27 protein-coding genes are annotated in these 25,906 nt (G+C 64.7%); 17 read left to right on the top strand and 10 right to left on the bottom strand.

Translation table 11 applies throughout. The features are described 5' to 3' along the window. Positions 1-123: 123 nt before the first annotated feature. Complete coding sequence (locus AB6806_RS02895; RefSeq protein ID WP_370954068.1) at positions 124-312, bottom strand: hypothetical protein; 189 nt, start codon at positions 310-312, stop codon at positions 124-126. 247 nt (positions 313-559) lie between these two features. Here AB6806_RS02895 and AB6806_RS02890 point away from each other — a divergent pair, with 247 nt between their 5' ends. Further along, a complete protein-coding gene (locus tag AB6806_RS02890; RefSeq protein ID WP_370954067.1) occupies positions 560-1,429 on the top strand; it encodes a hypothetical protein in 870 nt (289 codons plus the stop codon). Positions 1,430-1,488: 59 nt separating this feature from the next. On the opposite strand, the gene AB6806_RS02885 is transcribed toward AB6806_RS02890, so the two are convergent. Further along, a complete protein-coding gene (locus tag AB6806_RS02885; protein WP_370954066.1) occupies positions 1,489-1,698 on the bottom strand; it encodes a hypothetical protein in 210 nt (69 codons plus the stop codon). On the opposite strand from AB6806_RS02885, the gene AB6806_RS02880 reads away from it, so the two are divergent. Beyond that, positions 1,697-2,317, top strand: coding sequence for a UdgX family uracil-DNA binding protein (locus tag AB6806_RS02880; RefSeq protein WP_370954065.1), 621 nt, complete (start codon positions 1,697-1,699; stop codon positions 2,315-2,317). The genes AB6806_RS02885 and AB6806_RS02880 overlap by 2 nt on opposite strands. On the opposite strand, the gene AB6806_RS02875 is transcribed toward AB6806_RS02880, so the two are convergent. Both AB6806_RS02875 and AB6806_RS02870 read right to left on the bottom strand, forming a co-directional pair. Then, positions 2,290-3,006, bottom strand: coding sequence for a Crp/Fnr family transcriptional regulator (locus AB6806_RS02875; RefSeq protein WP_370954064.1), 717 nt, complete (start codon positions 3,004-3,006; stop codon positions 2,290-2,292). The genes AB6806_RS02880 and AB6806_RS02875 overlap by 28 nt on opposite strands. Before the next feature lie 87 nt (positions 3,007-3,093). After that, positions 3,094-3,282, bottom strand: a complete 189-nt coding sequence (locus AB6806_RS02870; RefSeq protein ID WP_370954063.1) for a hypothetical protein — start codon at positions 3,280-3,282, stop codon at positions 3,094-3,096. A 90-nt stretch (positions 3,283-3,372) separates the two neighbouring features. Here AB6806_RS02870 and AB6806_RS02865 point away from each other — a divergent pair, with 90 nt between their 5' ends. The 3 genes from AB6806_RS02865 to AB6806_RS02855 all read left to right on the top strand — a co-directional run bounded on the left by AB6806_RS02865 (position 3,373) and on the right by AB6806_RS02855 (position 5,636). Then, positions 3,373-4,293, top strand: a complete 921-nt coding sequence (locus AB6806_RS02865) for a DUF72 domain-containing protein (RefSeq protein ID WP_370954304.1) — start codon at positions 3,373-3,375, stop codon at positions 4,291-4,293. 296 nt (positions 4,294-4,589) lie between these two features. Next, the gene (locus AB6806_RS02860) at positions 4,590-4,892 is read left to right on the top strand and encodes a DUF1236 domain-containing protein (protein ID WP_142023489.1); all 303 of its coding nucleotides are present in this window, start codon (positions 4,590-4,592) and stop codon (positions 4,890-4,892) included. A gap of 135 nt (positions 4,893-5,027) precedes the next feature. Beyond that, entirely contained in the window at positions 5,028-5,636 is a 609-nt protein-coding gene (locus AB6806_RS02855; RefSeq protein ID WP_191123340.1) for a cysteine hydrolase family protein, read from the top strand. A 199-nt stretch (positions 5,637-5,835) separates the two neighbouring features. On the opposite strand, the gene AB6806_RS02850 is transcribed toward AB6806_RS02855, so the two are convergent. Together AB6806_RS02850 and AB6806_RS02845 are read right to left on the bottom strand one after the other, a co-directional pair. Next, a complete protein-coding gene (locus AB6806_RS02850; RefSeq protein ID WP_113252409.1) occupies positions 5,836-7,653 on the bottom strand; it encodes an ABC transporter ATP-binding protein/permease in 1,818 nt (605 codons plus the stop codon). A gap of 280 nt (positions 7,654-7,933) precedes the next feature. After that, the gene (locus tag AB6806_RS02845; protein WP_142020529.1) at positions 7,934-8,233 is read right to left on the bottom strand and encodes a hypothetical protein; all 300 of its coding nucleotides are present in this window, start codon (positions 8,231-8,233) and stop codon (positions 7,934-7,936) included. A 231-nt stretch (positions 8,234-8,464) separates the two neighbouring features. On the opposite strand from AB6806_RS02845, the gene AB6806_RS02840 reads away from it, so the two are divergent. Further along, positions 8,465-8,731, top strand: a complete 267-nt coding sequence (locus tag AB6806_RS02840) for a hypothetical protein (RefSeq protein ID WP_142020528.1) — start codon at positions 8,465-8,467, stop codon at positions 8,729-8,731. A 639-nt stretch (positions 8,732-9,370) separates the two neighbouring features. On the opposite strand, the gene AB6806_RS02835 is transcribed toward AB6806_RS02840, so the two are convergent. Further along, on the bottom strand, positions 9,371-9,844 hold the full coding sequence (locus AB6806_RS02835) for a DUF3558 domain-containing protein (RefSeq protein ID WP_142020527.1): 474 nt from the start codon (positions 9,842-9,844) through the stop codon (positions 9,371-9,373). Between the two features lie 664 nt (positions 9,845-10,508). Between AB6806_RS02835 and AB6806_RS02830 the strand changes: the two genes are divergently transcribed. After that, entirely contained in the window at positions 10,509-11,495 is a 987-nt protein-coding gene (locus AB6806_RS02830; protein ID WP_370954062.1) for a PAS domain S-box protein, read from the top strand. Positions 11,496-11,727: 232 nt separating this feature from the next. Beyond that, positions 11,728-11,976 (top strand): LysR family transcriptional regulator, encoded by a 249-nt coding sequence (locus AB6806_RS02825; protein WP_142020571.1) that lies wholly within the window; start codon positions 11,728-11,730, stop codon positions 11,974-11,976. Between the two features lie 33 nt (positions 11,977-12,009). Here the strand turns inward: AB6806_RS02825 and AB6806_RS02820 are convergent, their stop codons facing one another. Next, entirely contained in the window at positions 12,010-13,050 is a 1,041-nt protein-coding gene (locus tag AB6806_RS02820) for a glycosyltransferase family 2 protein (protein ID WP_142020525.1), read from the bottom strand. A 148-nt stretch (positions 13,051-13,198) separates the two neighbouring features. Between AB6806_RS02820 and AB6806_RS02815 the strand changes: the two genes are divergently transcribed. Continuing rightward, complete coding sequence (locus tag AB6806_RS02815; protein ID WP_142020524.1) at positions 13,199-14,368, top strand: glycosyltransferase; 1,170 nt, start codon at positions 13,199-13,201, stop codon at positions 14,366-14,368. A 110-nt stretch (positions 14,369-14,478) separates the two neighbouring features. Here the strand turns inward: AB6806_RS02815 and AB6806_RS02810 are convergent, their stop codons facing one another. Further along, a complete protein-coding gene (locus tag AB6806_RS02810; protein WP_142020523.1) occupies positions 14,479-15,243 on the bottom strand; it encodes a hypothetical protein in 765 nt (254 codons plus the stop codon). Positions 15,244-15,374: 131 nt separating this feature from the next. Beyond that, positions 15,375-15,602 (bottom strand): hypothetical protein, encoded by a 228-nt coding sequence (locus AB6806_RS02805; RefSeq protein WP_142020522.1) that lies wholly within the window; start codon positions 15,600-15,602, stop codon positions 15,375-15,377. Between the two features lie 191 nt (positions 15,603-15,793). Between AB6806_RS02805 and AB6806_RS02800 the strand changes: the two genes are divergently transcribed. From AB6806_RS02800 to AB6806_RS02765, 8 genes are all read left to right on the top strand, one after another. Next, the gene (locus AB6806_RS02800; RefSeq protein WP_370954061.1) at positions 15,794-17,131 is read left to right on the top strand and encodes a polysaccharide biosynthesis/export family protein; all 1,338 of its coding nucleotides are present in this window, start codon (positions 15,794-15,796) and stop codon (positions 17,129-17,131) included. Between the two features lie 70 nt (positions 17,132-17,201). Beyond that, positions 17,202-17,834 (top strand): LuxR C-terminal-related transcriptional regulator, encoded by a 633-nt coding sequence (locus tag AB6806_RS02795; protein WP_370954060.1) that lies wholly within the window; start codon positions 17,202-17,204, stop codon positions 17,832-17,834. A gap of 285 nt (positions 17,835-18,119) precedes the next feature. Further along, a complete protein-coding gene (locus tag AB6806_RS02790; protein WP_142020519.1) occupies positions 18,120-18,812 on the top strand; it encodes a sugar transferase in 693 nt (230 codons plus the stop codon). Positions 18,813-18,883: 71 nt separating this feature from the next. Next, positions 18,884-20,041 (top strand): glycosyltransferase, encoded by a 1,158-nt coding sequence (locus tag AB6806_RS02785; RefSeq protein WP_051987807.1) that lies wholly within the window; start codon positions 18,884-18,886, stop codon positions 20,039-20,041. A gap of 37 nt (positions 20,042-20,078) precedes the next feature. After that, positions 20,079-20,771: a class I SAM-dependent methyltransferase gene (locus AB6806_RS02780; protein ID WP_112764196.1), complete on the top strand. Its 693-nt coding sequence runs from the start codon at positions 20,079-20,081 to the stop codon at positions 20,769-20,771. 64 nt (positions 20,772-20,835) lie between these two features. Then, positions 20,836-22,239: a hypothetical protein gene (locus AB6806_RS02775; RefSeq protein ID WP_370954059.1), complete on the top strand. Its 1,404-nt coding sequence runs from the start codon at positions 20,836-20,838 to the stop codon at positions 22,237-22,239. Beyond that, positions 22,236-24,239, top strand: a complete 2,004-nt coding sequence (locus AB6806_RS02770) for a glycosyltransferase (protein WP_370954058.1) — start codon at positions 22,236-22,238, stop codon at positions 24,237-24,239. Before AB6806_RS02775 ends, AB6806_RS02770 begins: the two co-directional genes overlap by 4 nt. Continuing rightward, positions 24,236-25,903: an exopolysaccharide biosynthesis protein gene (locus AB6806_RS02765; protein WP_142020518.1), complete on the top strand. Its 1,668-nt coding sequence runs from the start codon at positions 24,236-24,238 to the stop codon at positions 25,901-25,903. Before AB6806_RS02770 ends, AB6806_RS02765 begins: the two co-directional genes overlap by 4 nt. Positions 25,904-25,906: the final 3 nt, after the last annotated feature.

Here is a 25,906-nt window from a genome sequence, read left to right as displayed (position 1 = left end):
TTTGAGGCTGATGTCGGAAAGGCATGAATTTTTCTTGCGGAAGCTCAGCCTTGGTATCGAGCTGTCGCCGGAGGACAGGGCAGTGCTCGCCCGGCCTTGCGAGACGCTCGGTAAGACCGGCAGCTATTCGCCGGCGCCCGCCGCCGGCTTGTCGTCCGGCTTCACGCGCGGTTTGTCGGCATCGCCAGTATCCTTTTCGGGATCGGGATTGATCGAGACCTTCGTGGTCGCCTCCGTCCCCGGATCGCCCTGGATCGATTTCACGCGCTGCTGTTCTTCAGGGCTGAGCTTGTTGCCTTGGCCGTCTTGCATGGGTGCCTCCTGTCTGGAATGCCCCCAAAGGAGAACGGGCCTCCATCACGGGAGTTCCGGCCCGCTCACGACTCGACACGGGATGGCCGGGTACGCCCGTCAGGAACCAATCCGCTGCGACGGCTGTTTGCCTGTCACTTTCGCTCATCAGCAGGAGGGGCTCATGGACAGTATCATTTATCTCGTCGGTCTCGTGGTGGTCATCATGGCCATCCTGTCGTTCCTCGGCCTTCGATAGGAGTTCGCCATGTCCATGTCTGGAACGGACGTCGTCGTCGCTCCCGTGACCGTCAACAAGGAGAACCGCTCCTATGTGCAATGGGGACCGATCATCGGCGGCGCGGTGATCGCGACCGCCATCTCAACCATCATGACGGTCTTCGGCTCGGCGATCGGCCTGTCGATGGTCTCAGCCGATTTCGAAAGGAGCTCCAGCGCCACGGCGCTGGCAATCGCCGGCGCCCTCTGGGCGCTCTGGGTCATGGCCTCCGCCACGATGGCCGGCGGCTATCTCGCAGGCCGCATGCGCCAGCCGAGCTTCGATGCCAATGGCGAGGAGCGCAGGGTGCGCGATGCAATCCATGGCCTCCTCGTCTGGGCGACCGGAGCGCTCCTGATCACCATCGTCGCGACGTCATCGCTGTTCGGCGCCGCGAAGACGGCGGCCCACGGTGTCGCGAAAGCCGGCTCGGGCGTGGCGTCGCTGGTGTCGCAGAATGCCGACCCGCTCGCGATGGCGCTCGACAACGTCATGCGCGCCAACGGCCAGCAGCCGCCAACCGCCCAGGAACGCGACGAGGCCTCCCGGATCTTCGTCAGCGCCCTCGCGAACGGCAAGATCGAACAGGGCGATCGGGATTATCTCGCCTCGCGGCTGGCCGCGCGTTCCGGCATCAGCGAACAGGATGCGCAGAAGCGCATCGATGACGCCTATGCCCGGCTGTCGCAAGCCAAGGAAACCGCCAAGCAAGCGGCCGAGCGCGCACGCAAGATCGCGGTTCTGACGGCGTTCCTGACGGCCGCCGCATTGCTCGTCGGAGCTGCAGCCGCCTCGTGGGCCGCCACATTGGGCGGGGAACATCGGGACGAGAACCTACGGATCGAGCCGACGCCGTGATCGGTCCCTGGATCATGGAATCTCTCTTGTTCGGCCCGCCTCGGCGGGCCGAAGCTTTTTCACCTCACCCTGAACCGATCGCAGCAGGTCAGCGTTGCTCCGGACGGCCCCACGGTCTCAAGACCCTCCCGAATTTGTTCGATGAACATCACGACGATCTCCTTCGGTGGAATCGCGACCCGTCCATCGCGGCTCAGCCCCGAGTGATCGAGAACGACGACCCTTTTTGCTCCCGGCGCGTTTCCCTCACGACGCAGGAGATCGCCCATGCCCCCCACCGATGAAGCAATCTCCGAAACCATCCGGAACGTCACGAGTCTGGAAGAACTCAACGCTGCCATCACGGCGTCCGGCCCGCTCGTTCCCGGCGCAACCCGGGCCGTCCTCGGAGAAGGCCCCGAGGGCGCGGCCATCGCCTTCGTCGGCGAGCAGCCCGGCGATCAGGAGGACCGGCAGGGCCGCCCTTTCGTCGGCCCTGCCGGCCAACTGCTCGACCGGGCCCTCAACGAAGCCGGTATCGACCGGCGCTCCAGCTACCTGACCAATGCCGTCAAGCACTTCAAGTTCGAGCAGCGCGGCAAGCGGCGGATACACCAGCGGCCGACAACCGCGGAGGTCAGGCACTATCGCTGGTGGCTCGAGCGGGAGCTGGATTTCGTGAACCCGCATCTCGTCGTCGCCTTGGGTGCAACCGCCGTCCTGGCCTTGGCCGGGAAGGCCTTGCCGATCTCGCGCAATCGCGGCGCGACCCATTTCGGGGAGCGGCTGGGCTTCATCACGGTTCACCCCTCCTTCCTGTTGCGACTGCCGCAGGAAAAGGATCGAACACAGGCTTACGACGCATTTGTCGCTGATCTCCGTCAGATCCGAAAACTCGCATCCGCTTGATATCCACCATTTGCCGAATGGTGCCGGTCAGGAGAGCGTGACTGTGAAAAGGCGGCAAGCCCCTTGCTGTCGATGATCTGAATGCGCGCTCGCGACAAGCGGATCAGGCGCTCACCCTCGATGACATGGAGCGCGACCGTCACGCCGGACCGGCGCACGCCCAGCGTATGGGCGAGATCGTGATGAGTGATCGGAATGATGTCGCTGGCCAGGGCCTCGCCGCAGCGGTTGATCCAATGCGCCACGCGCCGCTCCAGCGACAGCGCCACCGTGCGAGCCGCTTCGTCGAGGTAACGGCCAGCGGCGCGCAGGGCATGAAACATCAACCGTGCGCGTAACCCGCCATCCTCGCGCAGGAGACGCCGCAAGGTCTGGGGAGCCACACAGATGAAGTTGCCGGATTTCAGGACCTTCGCGGACATATCCGCGAACTCCGGAACGAACAGCCTCTGGATGCCGATAGCATCGCCGCGGCTGCCGAAGCCGATCTGAAATCTCGTCTGCCCGCGCTGAAGCATCAGGGTCGTGATGCCGTCGATCGGGAAATAGATGGCATCGTCGAGCGGAAGCTCAGCACCGGCCACGAAGCGAACACGTCGCGCCACCGGCGCCAGCAGAACATCCAGGCTTCGTTGCCGCGTCTCATCGATCTCGGCGCTTCGGGAGCTTTCCCGATCGCGGGCATTCATAGGCGCCTCCGTTGGGAAGCGGCAGCGTCACCGGAACGAGACCCGGTGGCACTCACATGGGTTAGGTAGCAAAACCGGTTCGGCCGCTCATCCCGGCGGCTTCGCGATGCAGAATAAACGCAGCGCGAAACGAATAGGTTCAATCGTCCGGTCGAAGCTTTCGGATAGGTCCAGGCGAAGCGCATAGACAATCTTTCCGTGCGGGTTGCGGACCGAGACGCCGATCGGCCGGCTGCCGCCATCATCCCGGATCATGTCGCGAACCGCCGTCTTCACAGGGTGCCGGAATCCAGTCCCTGATTGGCCGCGAACGAAACCGTCGCCGCGACGTTGGCTGGAAACCAGCACCAGCGGGAGCAGCGTTCGATGCGGAAGAAGGACCGGCAGGAGAAGAATATCCGGATCGGGCTATCCGGCTGGACCTATGCTCCCTGGCGCGGGCATTTCTATCCGAAGGGACTGGTGCAGAAGCGGGAGCTGTCCTTCGCGGCCGATCGGTTTCCGGCGCTGGAGGTCAACGGCACCTTCTACGGTCTGCAGAAGCCTGGGGTGTTCGAGCGTTGGGCGCAGGCCGTACCGGACGATTTCCTGTTCGCGATCAAAGGCTCACGCTACATCACCCATGTCCTGCGCCTGAGACAGATCGCAACGCCGCTGAGCAACTTCATGGCATCCGGCCTGCTTCGTCTCGGCCCCAAGCTCGGGCCGCTACTCTGGCAATTCCCGCCAAGCTTTGGTTTCGACGCCGCAGTCATGGAGGATTTCCTGAAGCTGCTCCCGAAGAACACACAGGAAGCAGCCGCGCTCGCCCGTCGGCACGACACGCATCTCGATGGCCGAGCCTGGGTCGAAACCGATGCGAAACGCCCGCTGCGACATGCGATCGAGATCAGGCATGACAGCTTTCGCGATCCCGCCTTCGTCGATCTGTTGCGCCGCTACGGGGTTGCGCTGGTCTGCGCGGACACGGCCGACTGGCCGCGCCTCATGGATCTGACCGCTGATTTCGTCTATTGCCGACTGCACGGCTCCAAGGAACTCTATCGATCCCGTTACGACGAACCTGACCTTGAGCGCTGGGCTGCGCGCATTCGGGCCTGGCGTTCAGGACAAGCGATGCGAGACGGCGATTTCGCAGGCGACCCCAAAAACGCCACCGATCAGCCGCGCGACGTCTTTCTGTTCTTCGACAACACCGACAAACGTCATGCACCGCAGGACGCCGCCACTTTGATGCACATGCTGGAGCTCAACTGGCCGGAAGGGGCAAAACGCGATGCGGCGTGACAGCCATGAGCTGCCCGCCGCTTGTAGAATCGCAGCACTCCCGACGGCGCCTACCGCCTTGGACGGAATATGCTCTGGCAACCAGATCGACGATGTTGCCGAGCTTGCGGTTACTCCGAGGGGTTTCCTGCCGCGGCACACCGGATTCGCAGATTCAATCGCGACCCTCCCAACGCGCAGCGCGGCGATCCGTGCGGGTGAATTTCCGACCTGGCCAAGCCCGTCACAGCGAGCCGGAACAAGTGAGACGCAGCGAGGTTAGCGGACCAGCGGGGGGACCAGCGGGGAGAACCTCAATGCGCACTCTTATCGCAACATCGCTCGCTGCATGCCTCGTCTGCTCAACGGCAATTGCGCAGACGTCGACCACCACCATCACGACGGACCAGCAGAGCAAAGTGAAGACCTACGTGATGAAGGAAAAGCCGGCTTCAGTGAAAGTGACTGAAACTGTCGCCGTCGGCGCGGCTCTGCCGTCATCGGTGACGTTGCATACGCTCCCGGCAGATGTCGGCGTCCAGTACCGCTATGCCATCGTCAACGACAAGACGGTCCTGGTGGAGCCGACCTCGCGCAAGATCATCCAAGTGATCGAGTGAGCCTGCCAAAGCGCCCGATCTCCTCTGAGGGAATCGGGCGCTACGGAAAACAGGACGGTGGACGATCCACCCAGCGCAATGATCCGTCCGATCCACAAGACCTGATCGCCGGAGATTTTCTTGAAGGGATGAGTAATGGCGGCCCATGGGCTGGTGCATGGCGAGCTCGGCCTGAACTGCATTCACCTTTGCGTCGACATGCAGCGACTTTTCGGGCCGGGTTACCCTTGGGCCTTCCCTTGGCTCCAGAAGGTTCTGCCGGCGGTCGAGGAATTATGCGGATCTCACCCGGAACGGACTCTCTTCACCCGCTTCATCCCGGCCGAGCGCGAGGGTGACGGGCGCGGCACATGGCAGCGCTATTATCGGAGATGGCCGGAGGTCACCTTGGAAAGGGCCGGCGTCGAAGCCGTCCAGCTCCTGCCCTCTCTGGAGCGGTTCGTTCCGCCCGCGCATGTGCTGGACAAGAAGGTCTACTCACCCTGGAGCGAAGGCCGCCTCGATCACTTCATGGCGGAGCGTGAAATCGATACGGTCATCGTCACCGGTGGCGAGACCGATGTCTGTGTTCTCGCGACCGTGCTCGGAGCCGTCGATCGAGGCCTGCGGGTCGTGCTGGTCACCGACGCCTTGTGCAGCTCATCTGACGCAACCCACGACGCACTGATGGAACTGTACCTTTCCCGCTTCAGCCAGCAAATCGAGGCCGCCACCACCAGCGAGGTCCTGGCACAGTGGCGGTAGCGGGTGGTTCGACGCGGGACCAGATCGGCCATTCGCCCGCCGCCATGACCGATACTCGGGCCACCTCGCCAACCGCCTGGAGCAAGAGCGGCTCGACGACGCGCCATTCGAAGTCGGTCAGATCATATCGGCTCGTCTCAATGCTGCGCGCGCCGGCTGACAACTTCGACCTTGCCAGCGATCATGAAGACCAAGCGATTTAGTTTGGGTCCGTGGTCGAAGTCCGATCGTCATTGCCAGCTTTTCGGCCACGCAACAGTCGCCACAGGGATTTCGATATGCGCCGCGTCGTCACGCGGGCGCCGGCCTCCCGTCGCTCGAGCAGCACCTTGCGATCGTGAAATTCCTCGAGCTCTGCGCGATGGCCCACGCTGATGATGGTGGCATAAGCAAGTTCGCTCTCGAAAAGCGCGAGTAGCGAGTCCTGGCTCTCATCGTCGAGCGCGGACGTGGCTTCATCCATCACGATGATGTCCGGCTTCTGGATCAGAAGGCGCGCGAAGGCTATCCGCTGGCGTTCGCCGCCGGACAGGATCCGGTCCCAGTCTTCGACCGCTCCAAGCCTGCGAGCGAGATGTGGCAAGCCGCAGCGTTCGAGCGCAGCCAGGATGACACTGTCCTCGATCGACGCGTCGGCGGCGGGATAGAGCAGGACCGACCGCAATGAGCCCTTCGGCAGATATGGCTTCTGCGGCAGAAACGCGATCGACTTGTCAGGAGGCACCGCGATCGAGCCAGCGCCCCACGGCCACAGCCCTGCCAGCGCCCGGATGAGGGTGCTCTTCCCGGATCCGCTTTCGCCGGCGATGAGCACCTTGTCGCCCGGGGCGATGGCGACTGTTGCATCAGCGATGACGATCCGCCCATTGCTATGCGCCACCGACAGATTTTCGATGTGAATGCTGTCATCGCCGCTTTCGGTGATGGAGATGTGCTTTCCATCCTCCATCTCCGCCCCGACATCGAGGCCCTGCAACTCCTCGACCAGTTCGTCCACCCGCGTCACGGAGGCAAACCATTCGGCCAGTCGCACGATGTTGTCGACGAACCAGATGAGCGCCGCCTGAACCGCGCTGAACGCGGCAACGACCTGCACGACGGCCCCCAGCGACACTGAACCAGACAGGTATTTCGGTGCGATCAACAGCAGGGGAACGACCGGAAAAAGCGCGCTGTTCGTATTCAGCACCAGCGCGATCAGCCCCTGCTGCCTCACGATCCTCAGCCAGGTTCGGACGACCCGCCCATAGCCCTTGTGAATTGCCGTCAGCTCGTCGGCATCTCCCCCGATCAAGGCGATACTTTCGGCATTCTCGCGAAGCCGCGTCATATCGGCCCGAAAGCGGGCTTCCATCTCGTTCTTTGCCGCAACCCGCCGCACCAGCGGGTGGCCCGCGACATAGGCTGCGAGCGTTGCAAGCCCCGCATAGAGAATTGCAGCCAGGGCCATGTAGAACGGCACGAAAACGGTATGGCCCATGATCGTCAATTCGGCAGAGCCCGCGACTTGCCAGAGCACGGTTGCAAAAGTAGCGGCGGTGACGAATGCCGTGAGCAAACCGATCGTCATCTCGACGAGTGGCTCTATCGCGAGGCGCACATCCTCGGCGATCCGGTATTCCGGTGCGGATTTGATCTGGCTGAGGAGACTGAGGCGATAATAGCGCTGGTCGGCGATCCACCAGCCTGAAATGAGCCGCGTCAGATGCTCGCGCCACCGGACCTGCAGCAACATGCGACTGACGACCAGCGCTGACATCGACAGGGACGTCGCGGCAAGAAGCACGGGCAGCCAGGCTGCGGTGCTCCACACCAGCGCGACGTCGCGCTGGCCCAGCGCGTCGAAGAACCAACGATTCCACAGGTTCATCGCGAACGCTGCAGCCGTCTGCGCTGCCACGAACGCCAACACGGCTATGGTCAGTATCCATGCCCGCCCGCGGGTCTCGCCGGTCCAGAACCGGAACGCGACGGAGAAGAACTCCCTGAAACGGGATCTCACGGGCACATCGGCCATAATCTGGGAACTCTCCCCCTCGCGCCCCAAGATCCTGCCCAAGGCATGGCTGAAACGACCAGGCTCGATTTACGTTCCAAGGGGCAGGACCGGGGCGCGCTCGCAAGCTGGCGAGAAAGGTCCCTGCGGAAGTGATGCCAGGGATGTCGACCCCGAAGGCGGACGTCGCCGCCTGGTAAAATCGCCAGCAAGGCCGGCGTGCTTGGCAGATCTTACCCGCTGCCCGGCGAAAAGCGCGCCGATGGGGAGGCTCGCCCTGGCGGTACCAGGCCTTTTTGTTTCAGGCGACGTCGTGGCAGTGCCGCGCCAGCTCCTCGACATATTGCCGGCGCATCTCGGCAGTGTTGGGAAGGGCTCGCTCTTCGAGCCAGGCGAGAAAATCATCGGGTCGAATGGTGACGATCTCCAGAGCCCTGCCGCGAGCCAGCCAGGCATTCATCACGGCAACAGCATTGCGGTGCCATTCCTCGTAATCGGCTGGCATTTGATCGCGGTCATGTGCCAAGTCCCAGAGGCGATGGAAGTCCTCTCGCTCATACCAGGGCAATGCAACCGTGTAGGCCTCAAATGTCGGTTTCATGTCCCCTCCAAGCTCCGGGATCGGTCTCCGCGTGACTCACGTGCAGGAAGTCAATGCCAGCAGGCTACCTCGCCCGTCGGGCGTGATCCAGGAAAAACGAGATTAATCAGCATGTTAACCCGCTCAATTGGCGCTGTTCGAGACAGAGCCGCGAAACAAGGTCTTTGAAACAAAATGGCAGGTTGTGCATTTTACCCATATCGCGACGGTTGAGGTGAATGAGTAACCGCCATGACGGAGACCACGAGCAAGGGCAATGAACTGACGCGCGGCGAGCGCCTTCAGATCATGATCGATCAGGAAGAGCTGCAGGCTCTGGAGGATTTCCGCTTTGACAATCGGATGCCCAGCCGTGCCGCGGCGATCAGGGAACTCCTGCGCCGGGGTTTGGCCGCGACGGGCTACGACCTCGATGGCCAGCGAAGAGCTTCGAGCGAATATGGCGTGACCCGCAGCTCCTCGAAAAGCCAAGGCGAGGCCGGCCAGCCCGAGGATTGAAGCCCGCAGCTGTCAAAAGGCACATCAACCGACATCGATAGGAGGTCGAGACGCCGGGACGATTGCCGGTGTCATGGCGGCATAGGCTGCCAAAATGACCACAATCCCGATGACGGCAAGCCATATCCAGAACTCGAGAGGGGGGCGACGGCGGCGCTGCATGTCCTGGTAATCTGTCTTCAGCTCGATTGTTCCGCGCCTTCTAAACCCCAGCCTTCAGCGCAGCGTGCCGATCGATCTGAGCGCGCAGGCGTGCCGGCCGGAGGACGGAACAGGTTTTGAAGCGCTCGCGTTGCCTGTCCATTCGATCCACGCGATGCGAGGTCAAGATGAAACTCCCGCTTCTCGCCCTTGGCGTGTTTGCGATCCTTGGGCCGGGACCGCTCGAGGCTGATGCGCAAACCCGCCCGAGCCCGCCGAAAGAAGAGCCAGGCCCGGGATCCGTCACGCAAGAAGGCACGGGGTCCAGCCCGACAGGTCGCTCCCCCTCGATAGACCGAGACAGGTCGGTGCCATCGACGACTGAGAGCCAGGACAACAAGAGCTACGGACGGGAAACCGATGCAGCGGGACAAGCTTTGGAACAGGGCAAACCCCGTCCGTCGCCCTAAGGCGTCTTATCCAAATGCGGCGACAGATTTAGCGTCGCCGTCCGATCGCGTCCTTCAAGACGCTCTGCACAGCGTCGGCGTTGGCTTTTGGTCCCTTCATTCCAACGGCGATATAGTCGTTTCCCACTATCGCTCCGGCTTGCCACTCGCCGCCCATCTTCCTTCCCATGATCTCCATGACCGGTGAGCGAGCGACATAGGCCTTAGCACCGATTCCGGGGACTGATCGAAATCCTTCCCAGCTTTCGAAGCCCCAGGCCTTTAGCTGGAGGGCGTTACCCGCTGGGAAAACACTGACGCTCATCTTATCAGCGTCTTCATTGGACCAAGAACAGCCAGAAGCACCGGGAACGAGGCTGCTTTCGCCCTCCCCTACAGTTGCGCCCACGTAAGCCGAGGCCTCTTTCTGTGTGAACAATTTGCAGAGGGGGTTCTCCGCCGCTTGCGCCGGAGCGACCGCAGCAGAGGCAATCAGCAATGCGAAAAGGGCGAGCCAGCGCATGATTGAGCCTCCCAATCCTCTGCAATCGAGGCTAGCGCCTTCGCCTTGTCGCGTCTTACTGCATATGGAGGATGGCGCGGTCCTTCATGCTGCGATCCCCTCGCAGCGCCCTGCGGTGACAACAATCGGCCGGCTGACAAGCGTCGCATAAGGAACCGCCGCCGACTTTCAGCGTTCGTAGTCGTCCGATTTGGAAAACGATAATGGCGCAAAATTGACTGTGCTTCGTATCGACGCCGAGTGGGGCTTTCGCGATGTAACGGTCAGGCTTACGGCCTCTAGGCTGGCATTGAAGAGGTCGTCGAGATGGCGCGACGTATGGCACGCCGCATCGGTAGCCAGCTTGTCCTTGGCAGAGAGGCCGAAGAGCATTTGAGGGCGGCATCGGCTGCGCCATCGCTTGACTTGCCACAGCAGAACAGACCCAATCGGCGGAGCAGCCTTCGCGCCTCAGTGGCGCGCTTGGCGCGCGCGGGGGACAGGATATAGAGCCAAAGGCGACGCACTCTGCGAAGCAGATGGCGGTTTGAGAGAGGCTGAGCGCATGGCCGGCTTGGGCGAGCTTCAAAAATGCGGCGCTGGAACTTCACCTTCGTCGACAACTGAAAGAAACCCGGAAGAAAGGCCCAGGTCAGAAGCGAGCCGGGCACACCTGATGCAGGGGATGCCCGACATCGCAAATGCGCCGGATCCTCGCGATTGGCTCGCGGCCATCATCGACGGTTCCGAAGACGCTATCGTCAGCAAGAATCTCAACGGGATCATCCAGAGCTGGAATCCGGGCGCAACACGGCTCTTCGGCTATGCGGCCGAGGAGGTCATCGGCAAGTCGATCACGATTCTGATCCCGCAGGATCGCCTGGATGAGGAGCCGTTGATCCTTGCCCAAATCCAGAGCGGCAAGCGCGTGGAGCATTTCGAAACCAAGCGCCGCCGGAAGGATGGCTCGCTGGTGGACATTTCGCTGACCATCTCGCCCATTCGCAACGAGAACGGCGTCATCGTCGGCGCATCCAAAATTGCGCGCGACATCACCGAGAAGCGCGCGGCACAGGAGCAGCAGCAGCTTCTGATGGGTGAGATGCGCCATCGGGTGAAGAACCTGTTCGCACTGGCCAAGGCCATCGTTGCGATCAGCGCGAAGACGTCGGCGAACCAGGGCGACATCATCGCGGACGTGCAAGCCAGGTTGTCCTCGTTAGCGCGCGCGCATGATCTGATCATGTCGGACCGATTGCTCGGTCCGGAAAACGAGCAGCATGTGGGGCTGCTGACACTCGTCCGGACGATCCTCGAACCCTATGCCACGGACGACCGCATCAGCGTTCGCGGCGACGATTGCGATGTCGACGGAAAGTCAGTCACCAATCTGGCGTTGCTGCTGCACGAGTTGGCGACGAACGCTGCCAAGCACGGATCGCTTTCAACCGAGACGGGCCGGCTTGAGGTTGAGGTCTCCGCCGACGATGATCGGACACGCATCCTTTGGCGAGAAACAGGTGGTCCCCCGCCCGCGCCTGGCAGGGCCGGGTTCGGCAGTCGCCTCGAAGTAGGACTTGCCAGCGCGCTGAACGCGACGGTGGAGCGTGATTGGCAACCGACAGGGCTGGTAGCGTCAATTGCCATCTCTCGGGCTGCGATGAGCGCCTGACCCGGAAAGTCGGTGTTTGCCATCCAATGGCACCCGCATGATTATTCTCGGGTGACGCGCCAGGCTTGCTGTTCGCTTATGGCGCAACGCACCCAGACCGGCCTCCGGCGCTTGCCACCCCGGTCGTCATTTTGAGTGTCCGCTTGAGGAAGCTATGCAGTAGCAGCGACGCATCGGTGCGCGGGGCGAACCCAACTTGAACAGCCGTCAAATCGAAGTGTTCGCCGCTGTCATGAAAGCTGGAACGGTTTCTCGGGCGGCAGAAATCCTTGGGGTGACGCAGCCTGGCGTCAGCCGCCTGATCGCGGAGCTCGACTGTCGTGACCAAGGACAAGTTCGGTCGGCATGTCGGCGGATCGTTACCAGTATACGCCCGCGATTGGCCCATTGCCGACTCTCATACCGTCCGCATTCTGGGAGGCTGATCGAAAGCGGCATGATGGCTGGCCGCGGGGCTTCGTTGAGCTGCGGTATCCAATAGCTGTTCCACAACGCAAGGGCTGTCGATCGCGGATCACAGCGACCGGGGCCGAACATCGCCTCCGTTACCGATCAGCGCCTTGGCCAGCGCGATCGGCGTGCGTTGCTCGGACCGGTAACGGAACTCGATGAGACGGCGCGATATCCCGATCGGCAGGAAGGCGATCAGGATATGGAACAGCGAAAGGGCGAGCTTCCGCTTCGCGGAAAAATAGTCCTCGCTGATGACCCTGATCAGCATGGGAAGTTGCCGAAAGCGATCCATGCGCCGGTCGATCGACGCAAGGACCGACTTCTTCTCGAGGTAGAAGAAGGTCTGTTCGGCATCGAGCTGCGGCCTCGCGCTCCCCGCCGGCATGACCCGATTGAGATGGCCTATGAGGTTTCGGAAGCGCTGCATGTGCTGCTCGATCCTGGCACCGTCGATGGCCCGACCGACGCCGGAGATGTTGCGATCGTGAACGCGATAGAGCCCGAGCTCCTGTGGCAGGGAGACGACCTCGCCAAAGAAGGGGGCCGCGAGGACGATGATCCCGTCGACCGCGTCGTCATAATCGGCGTCGCGCAGCAATTCGCAGAGGTCGCGCCTGAACACGTTCCCGGAGGTCGGCGGGCTGACATAGACGCCGGTCCGGCGGACACGCTCGCTCAGATCGCTCGTCATCCGAATCTGGTCGGGCTCGGGAACGGCCGAGCCCAGCCTGTTGCCGTCGCGGTCGATGCGGCTGAGGCAGAATTGCAGCTTGGCGACCGACGGATCGAGCCGCGGGATGATCACATCGAGTGCGCCGGGGGCGAGTTCGTCATCGGCATCGAGGAACAGCACGAAGGGCGCCGTGGTCCGGTCGAGGCCGAAGATGCAGGCGCGGCGCTGGCCGCCGTTCTCGGTCCGGTGGGCCGTTACTCCCGTCCTGCCGATGACGTCCCAGGAGGCGTCGGTCGAGCCGTCGTCGACGACAATCAATTCACAGTCGTCGCGGCCCTGTGCGAGCACGCTGCGGATCGCGCGCGCGACATATTCCGCATAATTGAAGCAGTTGATGATTACCGCGAGCCTGGGAGTCGAACCGGTCATGCGCCGCTCCGCTGAAATCTAAAGCCTGCGGCGCATCCACCATGGCGCAGGGCCCGCGCCAGCGGCGACGAAGCGCCCCATTTGGCGCGGACATTGCAAGAGCCGTACCGGGCCGATCGGCGGCTCCGGAGCGATGGTCGAGCGCGCGATGCCGGACGGGAAGACCAGGGTCCTCTACATCGTGCCGCCGACGCGGTCGTTTGCCGGCATCGAGCGCGTCACCGATTCGATCTGCTCGGCGCTGGCGAGCGAGTACAGAGGCGATCTCGAGATCTCCGTCCTCTACACGTCGCCCTTCGAGCAGATCGTCGGCCAGCCGCGGCCATACGACGTCCTTCTCAGCTTCTCGAACGGGCAGCTGGACCTGCTGCGGCGGGTTCGGAAGACGATTGCCGGAGGCCGGTTCGACCTCGTCGTGGTGCCGCAGGTCGAGCCGACGGCGGTGTTCTGGCTCGCCTGCCTCGGCATCAGGCGCCGCTTCATCCTCTACCTTCACGGCAATCCCAGGCTCGAGCGGCGCTCATTCAAGGCAACCGTCCTGTTCGAGGCCATGCGGTTTCTGGTCCTGCCGCGGCTGGCGCGCGTCTTCGGGACGTCGCCGCGCCAGCTCGACGCCTTCCGATACGATTATCCCAGCAAGGTCGAACATGTCTGGGTGCCAAATCCCGTGCGCTCCTTCGATACGCCCGTGCCTATGCCGGCGCCCGCGATCGACCGTCCGATCCGCTTCGTCACGGTGGGTCGCTTCGCCTATCAGAAGGGCTACGACGTCCTTCTGCGCGCCTTTGCCGCCTTCTGCGAGACGCGCAGGGGTGCCGAGCTTGCGCTCGTCGGCTATGGGGAGGAGGAGGCGGCGATCCGCGCCCTGATCGATGAACTCGGCCTCGCCGACCGGGTCAGGATCGAGCACTATCCTGACAGCCCGGCCATTCCGCTGTCGAACAGCGACGTCTACCTGTCGGGCGCACGCTGGGAAGGCTGGTCTCTGGCCATCTGCGAGGCGCTGCGCTTCGGCCTGCCGGTGATCGCCTTCGATTGCGAATTCGGACCCAGCGACATCCTTGTCGACAACCGGCTCGGCCGGCTCGTGCCGCTGGGCGACATGGCCGGTTTCGTCGAGGCGATGGTGCATTATCACGACCATGTCGTGTCGCAGCGCCGCGATGCGCAATACCGCATCGACTACATCGATCGTTTCAGCCTCGACAAGGTCGTGCATGCCCATGCACAGGCCCTGCTCGCCGCCGATGGGCGCGCCCAGCCACGGTCAGCCGTCGCCGGAGGCAGCCTGACAGCCGCGCCAGCCGGCGCATCCTGAGCCCATGGCGGCCGCGCTCATGCCCGGCGATCAACGTTTTCGTAGCGGGCGGTGTCATCCTCGCCCGGATGGGAGCCGTATCGTCGAAGCCCGCGTCACCGGGTCGATCTTCACCAGCTCCTCGCCGCTGGTTTGAGCCGCTCCATGCCCCACACCAGCGCAAAGCCCAGCCCAAGGCCGGCGGCCTTGATCCAGACGTCGTGGATCGTGCCGTGCCGCGTCGGCGACCAGCTCTGGGCGAGTTCGAGCGAGATCACCGCGGCAAGGCCAGCGGCAAAGATGAGAAAGCGCTGCCGAGGATAGCCGATCGCGAAGGCGGCGGCCGCGGCGAGGAAAGCGAGGCCTCGCTCGAAATCCGGCATCAGCCAGGCGACGGACGGCCGCTGCTCGATGCCGGACAATGTCGCATGGACGATCACGAGCATCAGCGCCCAGCCGAAGAAGCGGGCGAGGCGGCGGATGGCGGCCATCCGCGCCCGCACCCAGCGCAGGAGGCGGGCGGCCCAACGGTTCGATCTGGGCCCGCTGCGCAGCATGCGCCCGAGATCGGTATCGTCGATCTCCGTGCGCCAGGCGGCGATCATCGATTGCTGCTCCCGCAACTGTTCGAGCCGACGGAAGGCCGCCATCATCTGCGCCTCCGCCTCGACCAGCCTGGCCTCGTCGGTCGGCTCGCGCTCGAAATAGATGCCGTCCTCATTGCCGAGCAGCGCTGCCGCGCGGGTGCGAGCCTCGTCGAGCCGGCGCGACAGCCCGGAACTTTCGCGCTCGATCGCGGCGAGCGCCTGCTCGAGCTGCCCGTAGAGCGGTCCCAGCCTGTCGAGATCCGTGTCGCGGTCTCGATCCGAACTCCGAAACCGGACAGGCAACGTCATCGCCCCCTCTCCCATCGCAATGGCAGGCCGCGACAAGAGGCGCGATCGCGCAAGCCGCTGTCGCGGGGAGCATCAGCAATTCATGTGCCAGAAGAGCAATTCATGTGCCAGAAGGCCCGCGGCGCAAGCGCTCAGCGGGGCTGGCGCGGCCCGAGGAGATCGAGGACGCCACGCGGACGCGGCTCATCGCCGGTCGCGCTGCGCGACCTGAGGACGGCGACGAGCACGGCGCAAACGGCGACGATCGCACTGGCGACCACGGCGGTGGCGATGGACGCGACCAGCAGGCCATGCGGCCACATCAGCCAGAGGGTCAGCGCACCGCTGGCGATGGCAGCCAGGAAGAAGACGATCAGCATCGCTCGTGCTTTCGCGGCTCGCTATCGGCCAGTGACTATAGCTTTGCTCGCCGTCCCGAGAAAGGCTTCGGGCGCGCGTGGGATTTCCACCAGCCTGGACCCTCATGGTTAAGGGCACGCTAACGGCCCTCGAGGGACTGGCAACGGATTTGCTTGGGGGTTTGCCAGAGTGGTCTGCCGTGGAGTGTTTTGTGAGATACCTCACTCTCTCTGCCTGCCTTGTCCCGCAATGCGCCTGGGCCGCGGCCCGCATGCTTGCGCTGCTTGTCGCGGCGCTGACAACGGTCCTTGCCGACGGCACGCGAGCGGGCGCAAACGAGTTCGAATACCGTGTCGCCGCGCAGGATCGGCTGAAGATCAAGGTATCGGAATGGCGGCCGAACTCGCGCGAGCTCTTCGAATGGTCGGCTCTCAGCGGCGAGTTCGCCGTCAGCTCCACCGGCATGCTCTCGCTGCCGGTGGTCGGCACCTTCTCGGTTGACGGCAAAGCGCCGGCCGAGATCGCGGCGCTGATTTCGGAGCGGCTGAAGGAGACCGCCGGGCTGGTCAATGCGCCGGCTGCGGCCGTCGAGATCGCGCAATATCGGCCGATCTACGTGGTCGGCGCCGTCGAAAAACCCGGCGAATATGCCTTCCGGCCGACGATGACCACCTTGCAGGCGGTCGCGATCGCAGGCGGGCTCCAGCGCATGGAGCTGGCGCTGGGCCGTTTCGAGCGCGAGACGATCGTCGCCGAGGGTGAGATTCGTGTTCAGCAGACGCAGTTGCTGGCCCTGCAGATGCGTCGCGACAGGTTGCTGGCCGAAACGCGACAGGCAGAAACGATCACGTTCTCCGAGGATGTGCGCGGGAACCTCGATGAGGGAGCCGCCCAGGCGATGCGCGAGGAGAGCGCATTGTTCGCCTCGCGTCGCAATGCCGTCCGCTCGCAACTCGACCTCCTGCAGCAATCGCGCGGCCTGATCGAGGAGGAGCTGCGTACGCTCGGCGCCAAGGCGGTGACCCAGCAGCGCCAGCAGGATCTGATCCGGCGCGAACTCGACAACATCAACAGCTTGATGAGCAAAGGGCTGGCCGTGAGTCCGCGCCAGCTCGCGGTCGAGCAAAACCTGGCGCAATCCGAGAGCCAGGGCCTCGATCTGATGCTTGCGACGGCGCGTGCGAAACAGGAGATCAGCCGCATCGACCGCATGCGCGCCGATGTGCAGAACCAGCGCGAGATCGATATCGGGCGCGAGTTGCGCGAGACCCAGCTCTCGCTCAAGCAGTCGGAAGACCGGATCACGTCGCTGCGCGCGCTCATCCATGAATCGACCGCGCTCGCGCCAAGGCTGCAGAGCCAGCAGGAAAAGCAGCTCGCCCGCATGCGCTTCAGCGTCCAGAGGCGCCAGGGCGACACGGTCAACGAGATCGCGGTCGAGGAGACCTCGCCAATCCTGCCCGGGGATATCGTCAGGGTCGAGCGAGCCTCGTTGCAATCGATCATCTCGGCGCTGCCCCCTGCCGGACCGGCCGGGGCGCAGAACTAGCTATCGCTGGCACATCCGAGCCGATTTGCGATCAGCTCAACCAGGCTCCCGTCCATGCGGAGGCAAGCCTATGCTGTCATCCGAGCGCCCCGCTCGCATTTTCCTTGCAGACGAACACCCGATCTTCCTGGCGGGACTGCGGTTCTGCCTGGCCGAGCAACCGAACATGGCTGTTGTCGGCGAGGCCCATTCCTCCGCCGACCTCGCGAAAGTCATCGAGAAGGCAGCTCCAGACGTCGCGGTCGTCGGCGATGATTTCAACGGGATTTCAGTCGTCGAAAGCCTGCTGAACGATCTGCCATCGCAGCGGATCCTCGTCGTGGCCGAGGAACTCGACAATGCCCGCGCCCACCGCCTGCTCGCTTTCGGCGTGCGCGGCTACGTCCTCAAGCAGTCGCCCGTTTCAGTCGTGTGCAAGGCGATCACCACGGTCCTCCGCGGCGGCTCCTTCCTCGATTCCCCCCACTCCATTCTGACGGTCGGGGGAACGCGGCGCGGCTCGGTCCTGACCGAGAGGGAGAAAGAAATCCTCCGCCTGATCGCTCTCGGATTCAGTATTCGCGAGGCGGCTGCGCGGATCGGGATCACCAAGAAATCGGCGGAAACCTACAAGGCGCGCGCCAGCAGCAAGCTGAGCATCGAGAGCCGCCAGCAGATCGTGCAATACGCGATTACCCAGGGATGGTTTCAGTCCCACGACTAAAGAATTTAAACTGCCGTCGAGCGAACCCGACATCGATGGCGCTGCCTTCCAGCTGCGTCACCGCCGCCCAGCGAAGGCTCGCATGCCATGACAGCCGGCTCGCCGCTGGCGCAGAAAGCGGCGGAATTGCATCAAATCTGTCAGGCATTTTACTGACAACGTTCAGTTTGTAGCCAGCCCGCAATCGACCTGAGCAAATATGCTGCAACGCACAAAATCCTATTGCGATGTATTCGATGCTCGTTAATAATCTGTTAATATGCAGATTATGAGTAGGGTGCTGCAATGAGCCGCTTTCCGGACTCGCAAAATTTGCCGGCGTCCTTAGCTTTGCACATGCGTGCATCGCGAAGCGAATACAGCTCGATGCGGAGCATAGTAAAAAGAGCCATCGACATTGCGGCAGGTGTTGCTCTCGTTCTCCTGCTTGCGCCGCTGATGCTGCTCATCGCCGCCTTGATCCGGGCGGGCGACGGCGGCCCGGCCCTCTTCAAGCAGCCGAGGATCGGCCGCAGCGGTAAGGGTTTCCGCTGCTTGAAGTTCCGCACCATGGCCATCAATGCCGATGAGGCGCTGCAGCATCTGCTGGCCTCCGATGCGGTCGCCGCGCAGGAATGGGCCGAAAGCCAGAAACTCACATACGATCCACGGATTACACCGGTCGGCGCCTTCCTCCGGCGCTCGAGCCTGGACGAGCTGCCGCAGCTCTTCAACATCATAGCCGGCGAGATGAGCTTCGTCGGGCCGCGCCCGATCGTGGCAGCCGAGCGCGAACGCTATGGCGAAGCCTTCAGCCACTGTTTCTCGGTTCCGCCCGGGCTCACAGGCCTCTGGCAGATCAGCGGCCGCAGCGATTGCTCCTATGCCACCCGCGTCTCGCTCGACAGCCAGTACGCCTCGGAATGGCACCTCCTGCTCGACGCCAAGATCCTGGTGAAGACAGTGCCGGCGGTGCTGATGCAGCGCGGCAGCCGATAAGGCAGCCGCAGGACGACGGTGCCGGACGTGCCACGCCCGGACCACGAGAGTTCCATGGAGTTCCTCGGCCCATGAAAATAGCGATCGTCCACTACTGGCTCGTCGGCATGCGCGGCGGCGAGAAGGTCATCGAGGCGCTGTGCCGGATGTATCCCGACGCGGATGTCTTCACCCATGTCTATGTGCCCGACGCGGTCTCCGACGAGATCCGCCGCCACAAGGTCACGACGAGTTTCGTCGGCAGGCTGCCGCGCGCTGCGAAGTTCTACCAGCGCTACCTGCCGCTGATGCCGCTGGCGCTCGAACAGCTCGACTTGCGCGGCTATGACCTTGTCATCTCCAGCGAGTCCGGACCGGCCAAGGGGATCGTGCCGCCGCCCGGCGCGATGCACATCTGCTATTGCCATTCGCCGATGCGCTATATCTGGAACATGTTCCACGAATACAGGGAACGTGCCGGGCCGATCACGCGCCTGATGATGCCGGCCTTGGCCCATTACATCCGCAACTGGGACAGCGTCACGGCCAATCGCGTCGATCACTTCGTCGCCAACTCCGAGACGGTCGCCACGCGGCTGCACCGCTATTATCGCCGCGCCTCGACGGTGATCCATCCGCCGGTCGATGTCGACGCTTTCGAGGTGCTGCCGAACGATCTCGTCGAGGATTACTGCCTGATGGTCGGCGAGCTCGTCGGCTACAAACGGCCCGAGCTCGCCGTCGAAGCCTTCAATCGCACCGGCCGACGCCTGGTCGTGATCGGCGGGGGCGAAATGCTCGCCGAGTTGCGCCGGATCGCCAAGCCGAACGTCCAGGTGCTCGGGCCGCAGCCCTTCAGCGCCCTGCGCCATCATTACTCGCGCTGCCGCGCCCTGATCTTCCCGGGCGAGGAGGATTTCGGGATCGTGCCCGTCGAGGCCATGGCGAGCGGGCGGCCGGTGATCGCGTTCCGCCGCGGCGGTGCGACCGAGACCGTGATCGACGGCATGAGCGGCGTCTTCTTCGACGAGCAGAGCGTCGATGCGCTCATCGCCGCCGAGGAGCGGGCCAGGGCGATCACCTGGCAACCGCGCGAGATCGCGGCCTATGCCCGCAATTTCTCGACCGCCGTCTTCGAGAAGCAGATGGCCCTCCACATCAACCAGCTGCTCAAGCCGCTCGCCGGGACGTTCTCGATGGCCATGCCGCCGGCTCAGCCACGCCCGGCCCTGGTCCAGAGCCTGGCCTGAACGAGGCCGGCCCTTCGCGATATCGAGGAAGAACCTGATGCAGACGATCTACCAGAGCGAAGTCTATGCCGATTTGAACCCGACCTGGCATGAGGAGGATTCGCCCTGGAAGGCGCGGCAGGTCGAGGCCATCCTGCGCAAGAACGCGATCGTCTTCGACAAGGCCTGCGAGGTCGGCTGCGGCACCGGCGAGATCCTGTTCAACCTGGCGAAGGCCTTCCCGGCGGCGCGCTTCCATGGCTACGAGATTTCGCCGCACGCCTATCAGCGCGCCAAATACAAGGAGACCGACACGGTCACGTTCTCGCTTGGCGATTTCACGACCGAGGGCCCGTCGGACTATGACCTGCTCGTCATCGCCGACGTGATCGAGCATGTCGAGGACTACATCGCCTTCATCAAGGCGCTGCGCGGCAAGGGCCGCTACAAGGTCTTCCACATCCCGCTCGATCTTTCCGTCCAGTCGCTGCTGCGCGGCTGGCCGATCACCAAGCTGCGCGAGAACGTCGGCCACCTGCATTATTTCTTCAAGGAGACGGCGCTCGCGACCCTGGCGGATTGCGGCTACCGGGTCATCGATCACGCCTACACCGCGAGTCGGCTGGAGCTGCCCAACCAGGCGCTGAGCAGCCGGCTGATGCGCCTGCCGCGCCGGCTCTGCTTCTCGCTCAATCCGGACCTGGCGGTCCGGGTGCTGGGCGGCTACTCGCTGATGGTGCTGGCCGAATGACCATGGCGTGCGGGCACGATCAGGCTGGAGGCGCGCCGTCGCCATCGCGGAAGGCTCGGCTGCGATGAGCATCGAGCCGATCGGCGTGCTGACGATCCTGATCGGCCTGGTCTGCCTGATGCTCGGCACGGGCGCGCTCGTCCATGGGCTCGCGATCATGGCGGTCCTCGGTGCGGCCGCGGCCATGCTGATCGGCGCCGCCAACATCCAGCCCGGACATGTGATGCTGGTTTTCCTGGTCTGCGGCGTGCTGAGCCGCCGCCGCGAGGCCGCGGCCGCCATTCGGACCCTGCATCCGGACGAGCCCGCATTCTGGTTCACGTGCCTCGTCGTCTATGGCATCGCCAGCGCCTTCCTGATGCCGCGCGTGTTCGCGGGCCTCACCGAGATCATCCCGCTCGGGACCACGGCCTTCGACGATACCGGCTCGACGGTGCCGCTGGCGCCGGTCTCGAGCAATGTCACGCAGAGCCTCTATCTTTCGACCACCCTGCTCTGCCTGATCACTCTGACCGCCATTGCCGCGACGCGCGAGGGCTTCTCGGCCGTCTTCAACGGGCTGCTCGCCTGCTGCATCGCCAACACCGTCTTCGCCATCCTCGACATCGCGACCTACTCCACCGGCACGCAGGAGCTGCTCGGCTTCATCCGCAATGCCCGCTACACGCTGCACACCGATTCCGAGATCGCCGGGATGAAGCGGATCGTCGGCTCGTATACGGAGGCTTCGGTCTTCGCGCGCTCGACGCTCGGCGTCCTCGGCTTCACCGGCACCTTGTGGCTCTGCGGCGTGCGCCCGCGGCTCACCGGCATCCTCGCCGGGCTCTCGCTCGTCCTGATCGTGCTGTCGACGTCCTCGACCGGATTGGTCGGCGCGCCGGTGATGCTCCTCCTGCTCTATGCCTTCGCCATCGCCCGGCTCGTACTGGGCAATGGGGTGCGGCTGACAGCCATCTTCGCACTCGGTGCGCCGGTCGTCGGGCTGGCGGTCGTCCTGCTGCTCCTGCTCGATCCCGACGCGGTGGCGAAAATCTACGGCTATGTCGACCTCGTCGTGCTCAACAAGGCGAGTTCCGATTCCGGGGTCGAACGCAGCTCCTGGAACGTCATCTCATTCCAGAACTTCCTCGACAGCTGGGGGCTTGGCGTTGGGGTGGGAACCGCGCGCGCCTCGAGCTTTGCCGTCGCGCTGCTCGCGAGCGTCGGGGTGCCCGGCGCCCTCTTCTATGCGGTCTTCGTCTTCGAATGCTTCCTGCGCCCGCGCGGCCGGCCGGGCAGCCTGGAGGCGGACATCGCCGTCGCCACGCGCAATGGCTATGTCGGCCTGCTGGTCGGCGATCTGCTCGTCGGCCCGGTCATCGATCAGGGCTTCTTCTTCTGCATGCTGGCTGCGCTCGCGGCCGCGATCAGGCCGCGAACCTCCCGCGTTCCAGGACCTGTCCCCTTCGCCACCGGAGCGAGGATATGACCGAGACCTTCGCGGTGAACGGCCGCTTCCTGTCGCAGGCCATGACCGGCGTGCAGCGCTATGCGCGCAACGTCGTCTCGGCCCTCGACGAGGGCCTGGCAGCGGCAGGCCGGAAAGCCATCCTGGTCGCGCCGCACGGCGCCGACGCCATGGCGCTGCAGGCGATCGACACGCTCCAGGGCGGGCGACTGGCAGGGCATGGCTGGGAGCAGTTGGAACTGCCGCGGCTCTGGGGCGGGCGGCTGCTCAATCTCTGCAACACGGCACCGGCGCTCAAGGGCGACCAGATCGTCTGCATCCACGACGCCAATGTCTTCGCCGCGCCCGAGAGCTACAGCCGCGGCTTTCGCACCGCATACAGGACGCTGCAGCCATTGCTGGCACGCCGCAGCGCCCGGATCGCCACCGTCTCGCAGGCTTCGGCCCGGCAGCTGGCACGGCACCTGCCGCTGCGTGCCGCCGATATCGCCGTGCTTCCGAACGGCCACGAGCATGCGCTGGCCTGGGATCCGGCCAGGGCGGAGCGGGCTCCGACGCTGCTGGCGGCACGGCCCGATGTCGAGCGCCCGTTCGTCCTGGCGCTCGGTTCGCAGGCACGCCACAAGAATCTCTCTCTTCTCGTCGAGATCGCGCCGGCCCTGGCGGAGCTCGGCATCGACGTCGTCATCGCCGGAGGCGGCAACGGCATCTTCGCGCCGGATCAGCTGGCGCAAGCCGCCAATGTCAGGCTGCTGGGGCGGGTCAGTGACGACGATCTCGCCTTTCTGCTCGAGCGGGCGCTCTGCCTGGCTTTTCCGTCCTGGACCGAAGGGTTCGGCCTGCCGATCGTCGAGGCGATGGCACGGGGCTGCCCGGTCGTCTCCTCGAACTGCGCTAGCATGCCGGAGGTCTGCGGCGATGCCGCGCTGCTCGCATCGCCGGGGGACCCGGCGCTTTGGGTCGAACACATCAGAGCCTTGGCGGGTTCGGCGACGCTGCGGCAGGAGCTGAGCGGGCGCGGCCGCGGGCGCCTGCCGCTGTTTTCCTGGCGCAGCACCGCCGCGGGCTATCTCGAGCTGGCGCAGTCGCCGAAAGCACGGCGCGCTGCGCAGATCGCGCCCCTCCTCAAGCCGCCGCGCATCGCCGTCGTCGTCGCCACCCGTGGCCGGCCGGAGGTGGTGTCGCAGACCGTCCTGCACCTTCTCGCCCAGCAGAGCCTGAAACCCGACAGCGTCATCGTCTCCTGCATCGATCCGGCCGATGCCGGCGATCTGCAAGGGCGCAACGATGTCGTGGTGCTGACCGGGCCGCCCGGGCTTGCGGCCCAGCGCAACACGGCGCTCGCGCATCTTCCGCCCGGGACCGAGATCGTCGCCTTCTTCGACGACGATTTCGTCGCCCATGAGGATTGGCTGGCCACCGCTGCCCGAACCTTCCGCGACGAGGCGAGTATCGTCGCCTTCACCGGCCGGGTCCTGGCCGACGGCGTGGGCGGTCCCGGCATCGCGCTTGCAGAGGCGATGAGGCTGGTCGCGGCGCCGCCGGCGAGCGACTGGTCCTGGATCGAGCCCTACAGCCCTTACGGGTGCAACATGGCCTTTCGCCTCGCCAGCATCGGCGACCTGCGCTTCGACGAGCGGCTCGTGCTCTATGGCTGGCTCGAGGATCGCGACTTCGCGGCTGGGCTGGCGCGCCGCGGCGGGCGCCTGGTCAAATCCGCCGATGCGATCGGCGTCCATATGGGCGTCAAGGGCGGCCGCATGGCCGGCGAGCGCTTCGGCTACTCGCAGATCGTCAATCCGCTCTACATGCTGCGCAAGGGCACGATGACGCTTGGCCAGGCCGCCGATCATCTCTTCCGCAACATGTCCGCCAATCTCGGTCGCTCGCTCCGGCCCGAGCCGTTCATCGATCGACGCGGCCGCCTCTGGGGCAATCTGCTCGGGATCGCCGATGTACTGCGCGGGCGCATGCAGCCCGAGCGCGCCGCCGCCTTACAGCCGAGGGGGAAGTTCCGATGATGCTGGGAAAGCCGGACGCATCCGGCGCGCCATTCCGTATCCTGCCGCTGCCCGAGCCGGCCATGGCGCCGGCGAGCGACGGCCCGGTCGCCCTGCTGCGGACGATCGGCGCCGCCGGGCTGCGGCACAGGGGCAAGCTGGCCATCTGGGTCGCGATCTGCCTGGCGGCAGCCTTGGCCTATGTCCGAACCACGCCGCCGACCTACAGCGCGGTTGCGACCGTACTGCTGGAGCCGCGGCGGCAGGCCCCGAGCTCGGCGCGCGAGATCGCGGCGCCGAACTCGCTCGATCTGAATGCCGCCGACAGCGAATTGCAGGTGATCCGTTCCGAGCGGCTGCTCAGCACCATTTTCGATTCCCTGGCCTTGGGCAGCCATCCTGAACTCGGGCCTCAGCCGCCGGGCCTGCTGCAGGCGCTGAGCGGACGTGTCACCGCCGCGCTACACGGCGCCTTCGCTGCAGTTGGAGCTTCCTATTCGTCGAGCCAGGGCAGCGAGGCTTCGCTTCACGCCGATCCGCGCCGCAGCGCGTTCGAGAATTTCGCGCGGCGTTTCTCGGCGCGCCGGGTCGGCCAGTCCTATGTCCTGGAGGTCGCCTATTCCTCGACCGATCCGGCCCTGCCGGCGCGGGTCGCGAATGCAGCAGCCTCCGCCTATCTGCTGCAATCCGTCGCCTTCAAGGCCGATGCCGCCCGTAGCGGCGCGGAGTTCCTGCAAGGCAGGGTGGACGCGCTCGCGGCCCAGGTTCGAACCGCGGAGGCGGCTGTCCGCAGCGGCGCGCTGCCCGCACAACCGATCCCGGACGCGGATGCGAGGATCATCGGTGCGGCCCAGACCCCGCTCGGCCCTTCGGCGCCGCGCAGCAGCCTGATCATGGCCTTCGCCGGCGTCTTCAGCCTGCTCAGCGGCCTGTTCGTCGCCGCGCTCGCCTCGGCTTTCGATCGCCGTGTTCGCCTCCCGCAGGACCTCGTGCGTGAAACCGGCCTGCCCTGCCTCGCCGTCGTCCCCCAGGTCGGTGGCCGGCGGCAGGCGCCTGCCTCGGACCCGGACAAGTCGATGCTGGTGACGCGCGCGGATGCCGGGTCCTTCGCGGCGGCGATCCGTGACCTGCAGACGGCGATCGAGATCGCCTGGGCCGCGAGCCGCTTCCAGGGCAGCCCGGTCGTCGCGATCGGATCCTGGCGGGCCGGCGCGGGCGCGACGCTGCTGACGATGAATCTCGCGCAACTGATCAACCATCGCGGCCGCCAGGTCAGCGTCATCAGCCAAGATGGCGTGCACGCCGAGCAGGGCAAGGAGGGAGCATCGCTGACAGATGTGATCGCCTCGGGCGACACGGCGCAGGCGGAGTATGTCGATGTCGAGGGGGTTCACCTGCTGCCGATCCGCTCGGCGACGCCGCAACTCAACCGGTTCGTCGACTTCAGGGATCCCAGCGCGGCCCTGGTCTTCGCCGAGGCGAGGCAGCGCGGCGAGGTGCTGATCGACCTGCCGCCACTCGGTGAATCCTCCGATGCCGTTGCGCTCGCGACCCATGCCGACATCGTCGTCCTCGTCGCGGCCGAAGGCGTGACCACCCATGACGAGCTCAACGAGGCCCTCGGCGCTCTCCGGCGGGCCGGTGCCACCGTCGTCGGCGCCGTGATCAACCGCAGCAGATCCTGACCG

The sequence above is a fragment of the Allobosea sp. RCC_152_1 genome, from assembly GCF_041360765.1.
Taxonomy (GTDB): Bacteria; Pseudomonadota; Alphaproteobacteria; order Rhizobiales; family Beijerinckiaceae; genus Allobosea; species Allobosea spartocytisi.
The sequence above is the reverse complement of the archived record's forward strand: the minus strand, read 5'-3'. Positions and strand labels throughout refer to the sequence as shown.

What these genes read in the sequence shown, in the direction of transcription:
- AB6806_RS02895 (WP_370954068.1), bottom strand. Translation starts at nt 312, where the DNA reads ATGCAAGACGGCCAAGGCAACAAGCTCAGCCCTGAAGAACAGCAGCGC.
- AB6806_RS02890 (WP_370954067.1), top strand. Translation starts at nt 560, where the DNA reads ATGTCCATGTCTGGAACGGACGTCGTCGTCGCTCCCGTGACCGTCAAC.
- AB6806_RS02880 (WP_370954065.1), top strand. Translation starts at nt 1,697, where the DNA reads ATGCCCCCCACCGATGAAGCAATCTCCGAAACCATCCGGAACGTCACG.
- AB6806_RS02885 (WP_370954066.1), bottom strand. Translation starts at nt 1,698, where the DNA reads ATGGGCGATCTCCTGCGTCGTGAGGGAAACGCGCCGGGAGCAAAAAGG.
- AB6806_RS02875 (WP_370954064.1), bottom strand. Translation starts at nt 3,006, where the DNA reads ATGAATGCCCGCGATCGGGAAAGCTCCCGAAGCGCCGAGATCGATGAG.
- AB6806_RS02865 (WP_370954304.1), top strand. Translation starts at nt 3,373, where the DNA reads ATGCGGAAGAAGGACCGGCAGGAGAAGAATATCCGGATCGGGCTATCC.
- AB6806_RS02860 (WP_142023489.1), top strand. Translation starts at nt 4,590, where the DNA reads ATGCGCACTCTTATCGCAACATCGCTCGCTGCATGCCTCGTCTGCTCA.
- AB6806_RS02855 (WP_191123340.1), top strand. Translation starts at nt 5,028, where the DNA reads ATGGCGGCCCATGGGCTGGTGCATGGCGAGCTCGGCCTGAACTGCATT.
- AB6806_RS02850 (WP_113252409.1), bottom strand. Translation starts at nt 7,653, where the DNA reads ATGGCCGATGTGCCCGTGAGATCCCGTTTCAGGGAGTTCTTCTCCGTC.
- AB6806_RS02845 (WP_142020529.1), bottom strand. Translation starts at nt 8,233, where the DNA reads ATGAAACCGACATTTGAGGCCTACACGGTTGCATTGCCCTGGTATGAG.
- AB6806_RS02840 (WP_142020528.1), top strand. Translation starts at nt 8,465, where the DNA reads ATGACGGAGACCACGAGCAAGGGCAATGAACTGACGCGCGGCGAGCGC.
- AB6806_RS02835 (WP_142020527.1), bottom strand. Translation starts at nt 9,844, where the DNA reads ATGCGCTGGCTCGCCCTTTTCGCATTGCTGATTGCCTCTGCTGCGGTC.
- AB6806_RS02830 (WP_370954062.1), top strand. Translation starts at nt 10,509, where the DNA reads ATGCCCGACATCGCAAATGCGCCGGATCCTCGCGATTGGCTCGCGGCC.
- AB6806_RS02825 (WP_142020571.1), top strand. Translation starts at nt 11,728, where the DNA reads ATGAAAGCTGGAACGGTTTCTCGGGCGGCAGAAATCCTTGGGGTGACG.
- AB6806_RS02820 (WP_142020525.1), bottom strand. Translation starts at nt 13,050, where the DNA reads ATGACCGGTTCGACTCCCAGGCTCGCGGTAATCATCAACTGCTTCAAT.
- AB6806_RS02815 (WP_142020524.1), top strand. Translation starts at nt 13,199, where the DNA reads ATGCCGGACGGGAAGACCAGGGTCCTCTACATCGTGCCGCCGACGCGG.
- AB6806_RS02810 (WP_142020523.1), bottom strand. Translation starts at nt 15,243, where the DNA reads ATGACGTTGCCTGTCCGGTTTCGGAGTTCGGATCGAGACCGCGACACG.
- AB6806_RS02805 (WP_142020522.1), bottom strand. Translation starts at nt 15,602, where the DNA reads ATGCTGATCGTCTTCTTCCTGGCTGCCATCGCCAGCGGTGCGCTGACC.
- AB6806_RS02795 (WP_370954060.1), top strand. Translation starts at nt 17,202, where the DNA reads ATGCTGTCATCCGAGCGCCCCGCTCGCATTTTCCTTGCAGACGAACAC.
- AB6806_RS02790 (WP_142020519.1), top strand. Translation starts at nt 18,120, where the DNA reads ATGAGCCGCTTTCCGGACTCGCAAAATTTGCCGGCGTCCTTAGCTTTG.
- AB6806_RS02785 (WP_051987807.1), top strand. Translation starts at nt 18,884, where the DNA reads ATGAAAATAGCGATCGTCCACTACTGGCTCGTCGGCATGCGCGGCGGC.
- AB6806_RS02780 (WP_112764196.1), top strand. Translation starts at nt 20,079, where the DNA reads ATGCAGACGATCTACCAGAGCGAAGTCTATGCCGATTTGAACCCGACC.
- AB6806_RS02775 (WP_370954059.1), top strand. Translation starts at nt 20,836, where the DNA reads ATGAGCATCGAGCCGATCGGCGTGCTGACGATCCTGATCGGCCTGGTC.
- AB6806_RS02770 (WP_370954058.1), top strand. Translation starts at nt 22,236, where the DNA reads ATGACCGAGACCTTCGCGGTGAACGGCCGCTTCCTGTCGCAGGCCATG.
- AB6806_RS02765 (WP_142020518.1), top strand. Translation starts at nt 24,236, where the DNA reads ATGATGCTGGGAAAGCCGGACGCATCCGGCGCGCCATTCCGTATCCTG.